The organism is Microcoleus sp. S36b_A4 (assembly GCF_036700645.1).
Taxonomy (GTDB): domain Bacteria; phylum Cyanobacteriota; class Cyanobacteriia; order Cyanobacteriales; family Microcoleaceae; genus Microcoleus.
This window is the reverse complement of sequence record NZ_JAUBPI010000001.1, coordinates 209,492-216,693: the sequence shown is the minus strand read 5'-3', so window position 1 is coordinate 216,693 and position 7,202 is coordinate 209,492. Positions and strand designations below refer to the sequence as shown.

4 protein-coding genes are annotated in these 7,202 nt (G+C 47.9%); 2 read left to right on the top strand and 2 right to left on the bottom strand.

Annotated features, from left to right (window positions below; genetic code table 11):
• Window positions 1–98: 98 nt before the first annotated feature.
• Together QUA03_RS00915 and QUA03_RS00910 are read right to left on the bottom strand one after the other, a co-directional pair.
• On the bottom strand, window positions 99–1,160 hold the full coding sequence (locus QUA03_RS00915) for a hypothetical protein (protein WP_333208929.1): 1,062 nt from the start codon (window positions 1,158–1,160) through the stop codon (window positions 99–101).
• Between the two features lie 746 nt (window positions 1,161–1,906).
• The gene (locus QUA03_RS00910) at window positions 1,907–3,034 is read right to left on the bottom strand and encodes a HetZ-related protein 2 (protein WP_333208927.1); all 1,128 of its coding nucleotides are present in this window, start codon (window positions 3,032–3,034) and stop codon (window positions 1,907–1,909) included.
• A gap of 145 nt (window positions 3,035–3,179) precedes the next feature.
• Between QUA03_RS00910 and glyS the strand changes: the two genes are divergently transcribed.
• On the top strand, window positions 3,180–5,342 hold the full coding sequence (glyS, locus tag QUA03_RS00905) for a glycine--tRNA ligase subunit beta (RefSeq protein ID WP_333208925.1): 2,163 nt from the start codon (window positions 3,180–3,182) through the stop codon (window positions 5,340–5,342).
• 435 nt (window positions 5,343–5,777) lie between these two features.
• On the top strand, window positions 5,778–7,124 hold the full coding sequence (gene murD / locus QUA03_RS00900; RefSeq protein ID WP_333208923.1) for a UDP-N-acetylmuramoyl-L-alanine--D-glutamate ligase: 1,347 nt from the start codon (window positions 5,778–5,780) through the stop codon (window positions 7,122–7,124).
• Window positions 7,125–7,202: the final 78 nt, after the last annotated feature.

Below are 7,202 nucleotides of genomic sequence, written 5' to 3'. Positions count from 1 at the left end.
GGTCTGACCAGTTTTTTTTCAACAATTCTCTAAAAGCCTCTTGACAAAAGACTTACAGTCTTAACTTGTCACCAATGGTCATCTATTGCTGATTATGGCTAATCGGGATTGTGTTCGTGCAGCAAAGCTTCAATTTGGTCGTCAACATTTCTAATCACCTGTTCCAAAGCGGGCAACCCCTCTAAAGGCACAGGAGAAAGCCGAGTTCGATCGCGAATTTGATTCACTTTCCGCTGCAATTCTTCGGCCAGTCGCAGCGCGTCCCGACTCAAAGTAGACAACTGCTGCTGCTGGTAAAACCTCAAAGCTGCCCCCCGCAAAACTTGCAGGGTGGCTTCTTCCTTGCCACCCACGGTCATTACCCGCAAGCGCAACAGCAAATGAGTGTTTTGGTATATGCGCTCAACTTCGACTTGTTTGGCCTGTTCCACCGGGCCAACAGGCATATCTGTCAGCCGTTTCAACTCATCGATGACCTCTTGGAAAAGGACGATATCGATACCTTCGAGCATCGATTTCAAAACGCCATCTTGACTCCAAAGAATGCGACCTTGGGACTGATGCCGCTCAAAAAACAAGCGGCCGATACCCTCTCGCAGCACTCTACCGAGCAATTCTTGCAGCAGTTGGGGCGCGGGCAAAGTTGCCAAAACTTCCACTTGGCTTGACAAGTGCAAGGCCTCGACATTCAAAACCGATAGCTGTGTCGGTGTCGGGGGAACCTCAGCGCCAGCAGGTTTAAACCGCTCAGGAGCGGGCATCGAGGCTTCTGGCACAGACAGCAGCGTTGCTGCATTGGGGCCTGAAGTTGCTGGTGCGGGATTTTTGGGTGTTGGGGCTGCGGCGGTTTCTGTCTGGCTCGGTTCTCGGAGCTGGTTCCCGTGCAGCAAGTAAGCTGAGAGCATCGAGCGCTGAGTTTCCGAGGCAATTGGCTCTGTTGTGACTGAGCAATTCATGTAAGCTAAAATCCGCTGCACGTAGTCCAAGGCGGAGTCATCTTGGGCATCGACTACGCCCAATTTAAACAGATTACCTTCTAGAGATAAAGGCAAAACTTGATAGTAAAGGCAAGCTTCAAAGGGGACAACAGTGTCGATTAGGTGAAATATTCGATCGGAGTCCATTGTAGCTGCCGAGCCTGTTGAAGATGTATGTACCATTAGCTGCTTTGTAGTTGGAAGCGCGATCGAGCGCGACGCACCAACCTGATGCGATAAAATTAAACGCTGCAACTTCCCTGACGGAGGAATTGGCCTAACAACCGGAAGCTTTTATTAAAGAAAAATCCTTAGTCCCAGAATTTTCTCCCTTCTGTATTGCAGCCTCAAATTCTACCAAAAGATTGAGAACTAGATGATGACTAGCGCAGTCTAGACCAACTATCATCGATCGCCCGATATTGAGGCCCGTGGCTGGCAACAATAGAATTATATCTTTAATGCACAAGTATTAGAGATGCACCACAACGGATGATTTACGGGCTACCGCTGAATAGAGGATTGGTTAAAAAATCCTGAAAAGTCGATCGTGCTGCTAGTATCTTACCTCAGAGAGTGGGCTGTGATCGTCTCGGAGCGCGATCGTCATTCGATTTTAGATTTTAGATTTTAGATTTTGGATTGACTTGCGCGAGATAAATTCGGGGGCTTGAGGAGTTGAGATTTTCGATTTTGGATTGATTCCACGGATAAATCACGTAGCGGCTACGATCAAGAAACTCGCTTGTCACGGCAGCGCTACGATATCCCGATCGAGCTAACCTGATTGGACACAAGGGGCATCGCGCGGTTTTCCACGGGGAAACTCGCAATAATCTGTGGCTGTGCGGGAATGGATTTGTAGCGGGGATTATGAAAAATGCTACTGCCAATTAACAATTAGCAATTGCCCGCCACCCATTACCAATCTACTCGTTGCGGAGCGATTGAGCTGCTAAATAGAGTTTGCTCCACTCGCCGATGACTTGATTGGTTTTCAGCTTTAATTCAGATGCGATCGTCTCTACACTTTTTCCTGCTTTCAGCGATTCTACCAACTGCCGCTGAACCGGCGTGAGGTTTTGTAAATATTGCTGCCACTGAGCCGGAGTCAAGCCCAAACTGTGTTCTTGGAGCGAAGTTTCCAGCCAGTTGGCGACTAATTCCGGTGCTTGTTTGACCGCAAAAACGCGAATCGCGTGGTAACTGACTTTTTCTCGCAAGCGGTAAATTTGCTTGATCGGAACCTTCAACTCCTCGGCAATTGCCTCTTGGGAACGACCTTGGAGGTAAAGCTGCAGCCACCGGGAAGCCAGCGGATCGACTTCAGCGGCCAAGTAATTCTCAAATTCTTGTTGGACAATCTGCCGCTGAGTTTGCTGCTCTTCCCAAGCTTGATTTTCTCGATACTCGGACATCGCCTGTTCGTCTAGCAGGCTGAGCGGTTCGTCTGTATCGTCGGGTAGAACCTGTTCCGACACCAGCCGCACCCAGTCTCCCGCAGGCACTTGGGTCAATCCGCCCCGCTGAGCACGCCGCAGGTAGTTGACAAAACGGTACACCAACAGCGGCTGGTTGCGGATCGGCCGCAAGCAGTATTCTTCTGTGCTCGCTAGCAGCAAAGCATTTCGCAGGCGTCTGTCTGAGGTGCATTCGGCAATCCAGGCGACTTGCTGCTGCAGGTAGCGATCGGAATTGAGCATTTCCTGAATCACTTCTTGTAGTACCTCCACCGCACTCCGCTGTCTGTCGCGACTCAGGGAAACCCAGGCTTGGATTTTTTGCCGGAGCACCACCAAACCGCCCAGTCGCCCGATCAAGTTGCGGTAAGCTTTTTCTGGGGGTACTCCCAGATACCGAGAAATCAAAATTCGATATAAAAAGTCGATCGCGCCAGAGGCGACAGACAATTGAGTTGGGCTAAGAGTGTCAAATCTTTCGGGCTTGTCTCCCAACAGCCACCGGACAACACTCTCGCGAGTGCTAGAATTTTCGTCCGGGCAATCTTTTTCCAGTCGAGACTTCCAATCTTGTCCTAGTCTTTCCGCCAAGGTCATGGGCTGTCGAGAATATTGTCTTTCACCCCCGATTTTACGTGGTATCCTGGATTTTTGAGTATTTTTCAGATATTTCAGATATACGATCGCGCGATCGGATAAATTACCTTAAATTACCCTAAACAAAATTCCATTACGGTGCGATATGCCTAACTTTTTATTAGAACTCGGTACAGAAGAATTGCCCGCATCTTTTGTCGTAGGCAGTGCCCAGCAGTGGCAGCGACTTGTACCTGCAACGCTGGCAGAAGAATCCTTGACAAATGACTCAATTAATGTATACGCTACTCCGAGGCGTTTGGCCGTTCTCGTGAAGGGACTGCCAGTTCAGCAATTAGATAGAGAAGAAGAGGTAAAAGGCCCACCCGCGAGTTCGGCTTTTAAAGATGGCAAACCGACGAAAGCAGCGGAAGGTTTTGCGAAAAAGCAGGGCGTAGAAATTGATGCTTTGGAAGTTCGCGCTACCGATAAAGGCGATTTTGTGTTTGTGCTCAAAAAGATTCCGGGGCGGATGAGTGCGGATATTTTGACAGAACTTGTGCCGCAGTGGATTAATAAGTTAGAAGGCAAAAGATTTATGCGGTGGGCTGACGGAGATTTGAAGTTTCCGCGCCCGATTCGATCGCTCGTGGCACTGTTAGATGATACTGTGCTGCCAATTACATTGGTGAGCGGTTCGGATACGGTCAAGAGCGATCGAATTTCCCAAGGACACCGGGTGTTACATACCCCCCCTACACCCCTGGGAGGGGTCTCGATTCCCCAAGCCGAGGATTATGTCGAATATCTGCGGGCTGCTTGCGTGGAGGTCGATCGAACCCAGCGCAAAAATCAAATTAAAGCACAAGTAGAAGCCGCAGCGACAAAACAAGGCGGTTACGCCGACATTACCGAAGATTTGTTAGAAGAAGTCACCGACTTAGTAGAATGGCCGAACGCAGTTGTCGGCAAATTTGACGAGGACTTTTTGATATTGCCGCCGGAAGTAATCACCACAATTATTGTTACAAACCAGCGGTATTTTCCGATTCTCAAAAACCCCGGTTATCCCGAACTTCTGCCCTATTTTATTACAATTTCTAACGGCGATCCGGCTAAAGCCGCGATTATTGCCGCCGGTAACGAGCGAGTAGTGCGGGCGAGATTGGCAGACGGTCAGTTTTTCTACAAAGCAGACTTGGTAAAGCCTCTAGAGGATTATTTGCCAAAGTTGGCAACAGTTACTTTCCAGGAAGATTTAGGGACTGTACGCGCAAAAGTCGATCGTCTGTGCAAGATTGCCAGCCTCATCACCAATCAACTGCAAATCACAGGCGAAGAACAAGCTTACATAGCAAGAGCAGCCTTACTTTGCAAAGCCGACCTCGTAACTCAAATGGTTTACGAACTGCCCGAAATGCAAGGAATCATGGGGCAGAAATACGCCTTAGCAAGTGGCGAATCGGAAGAAGTAGCCACAGCAATTTTTGAACATTATTTGCCCAAAGGCGCGGGCGACAATTTGCCGCAAACTCTTACAGGTCAAGTTGTCGCAATAGCCGACAAATTAGATACATTAGTCAGCATCTTCGGTTTGGGAATGTTGCCGACTGGTTCATCCGATCCCTTCGCTTTGCGTCGCGCAGCCAATGCAATAATTAACATTATTTGGGCGGCTCAGTTGCCAGTAAACTTGCACCAGTTGCTCGCACAAGTTGTTGCAGAATTTACCGCAACGCGCCCGGAAACACCGACGGAGTTGCTGGCTCAGTTATACGAGTTTTTCTTGCAAAGAATTCGGACTTTGTTGCAAGAAGAAAAGAATGTAGATTATGATTTGGTAAATGCAGTTTTGGGAGAAAACGACCTAGAATATACTGAACGAGCATTGAGAGATTTGTTGGACGCACTGGAAAGAGCGCTTTTCCTACAACAAATCCGCAATAACCAGACTTTGGATCTAATTTATGAAACAGTCAACCGTTCAACTCGTTTGGCTGCTCAAGGTGATTTGGATAAAGTAGAATTGGAACCGAAAACGGCTGTGAAACCGGAGTTATTTCAAAAGTCGTCTGAACAAGCTTTTTACGATGCAGTCGTGCAGTTAGTGCCGCAAACGCTGCTATCCAAACAAACTCGCAATTACCAGCAGTTAGTAGATAGTTTGACGGAAATTTCTCCGACTGTTAGCAACTTTTTTGACGGGCCAGAAAGCGTTTTAGTGATGGATCCCGACCCGGAAATTAAGCAAAATCGGTTGAATTTACTGGGGCTGTTGCGGAATCACGCGCGGGTGTTGGCTGACTTTGGGGCGATCGTCAAAAGTTAGAAGCGAGAAGATTTGAGTCCGCCTGGGATTGAAAACATCCGCTTCAGTCCGCCGTTCGTTTCAACACCCGTCTAAAGCGAAAGTCCTCGCTATGAGGACTGAAACGCATATATACCAAAATTTTCAGTCAGTTTTAACTGACTTTAGCTTTTAGACAGGGGTTTTCAACCCCTGGCGGGCTTGTGGGAAACGAGCGGGCTCGCAGGCAAAACAATTTGAGAAACGTACTTCTTAAAACCCTCGCTCCAAATAACATTAAAGCTTACCAATAAAACGAGTAAATCTATTAGAATTTTTGCGAAACCGCGCGCGTCTGGGCAGAGTTCGATCGCTCTCTTAAAAAATAAGCTAAATAGCCAATAGTCAATAACCAATTCAAGGTTAAGATATAAACTTATAAAACCAGGGAAATTCGCTCCATCACACACACAACTTATGCCGATAGCTCATGTCATTGGACTAGGAAAATCAGGAATTGCCGCCGCAAGACTGCTAAAACGCGAAGGATGGGAAGTAACGCTGAGCGATCGCTCATCTTCCCCAAACTTGCTCGAACAGCAACAGGAATTCGCTAACGAAGGAATTCATGTGGAGTTAGGTAAATCTTTTGAACCAGTCGAATCTATAGAATTAATAGTAGTAAGTCCGGGCATTCCCTGGGACAGTCCAGCATTAGTGCGCGCCAGAGACTTAGGCATTGAAACAATCGGAGAAATGGCTCTCGCGTGGCGTTACCTCAAATATCCTTGGGTGGGAATTACCGGCACTAATGGCAAAACTACTACTACTGCTTTAATTGCTGCTATTTTTGCCGAGGCCGGGCTTTACGCTCCCGCTTGTGGCAATATTGGCTATGCTGCGTGTGAATTAGCTTTAGCTGAAAAACAACCGGATTGGGTAATCGCAGAAATTAGCAGCTATCAGATAGAATCCTCGCCGTTTGTAGCGCCGCGAATCGGAGTTTTGACGACTTTGACGCCCGATCACCTCAGCCGCCACAAAACTTTAGAAAATTACTACAACATTAAAGCGCATTTGCTGAAAAAATCTGAATTGCAAGTAATCAACGGCGACGATCCTTGTTTGCGGCAACAAGGAGTTGACGTTTGGCCGGATGCGTGTTGGACGAGTGTCAAAGGTGAAAAAGATTTGTTGGGAAATACAGATTTTGGAGCCTATATTCAAGATGGTTGGGTAATAGCTCAAGGCGAGAAAATTCTGCCTGCTGATTCTTTGCGGATGGTGGGAGAACACAATTTGCAGAATTTGTTAATGGCGGTGGCGGCGGCTAATTTGGCGGGGATAGATAAAAGTGCGATCGCCCAGGCGATCGCTAAATTCCCCGGAGTTTCGCACCGCCTCGAACACATCTGCACTTGGGAAGGCATAGATTTCATCAACGACAGCAAAGCTACTAATTATGACGCCGCCCAAGTCGGGTTGGCTTCTGTAAGCGCACCGGCGATTTTAATTGCGGGCGGCGACGCCAAAGAAGGGGACGATCGCGCTTGGATTGATACAATCAAGGCGAAAGCTGCGGGGGTGTTGCTAATTGGGGATGCGGCAGGTATTTTTGCCGATCGGCTCGAACAAGCAAATTACAACGCTTGGGAAATAGTCGAAACAATGGAACGAGCAATCCCGCGAGCCGCAGAATTAGGCAAACAGAACAACGCTAAAGTCGTGCTGCTTTCGCCAGCTTGTGCTAGCTTCGATCAATACCAAAACTTCGAGCAACGAGGCGATCATTTCCGCCAATTATGCCTCGAATCCCTAGTTTAGATATTTCATTGTTCGCTGTGTACAAATTAAGATTGTTATACACAGCGAACACTAACCAAATTCAATCTGCGTTCATCC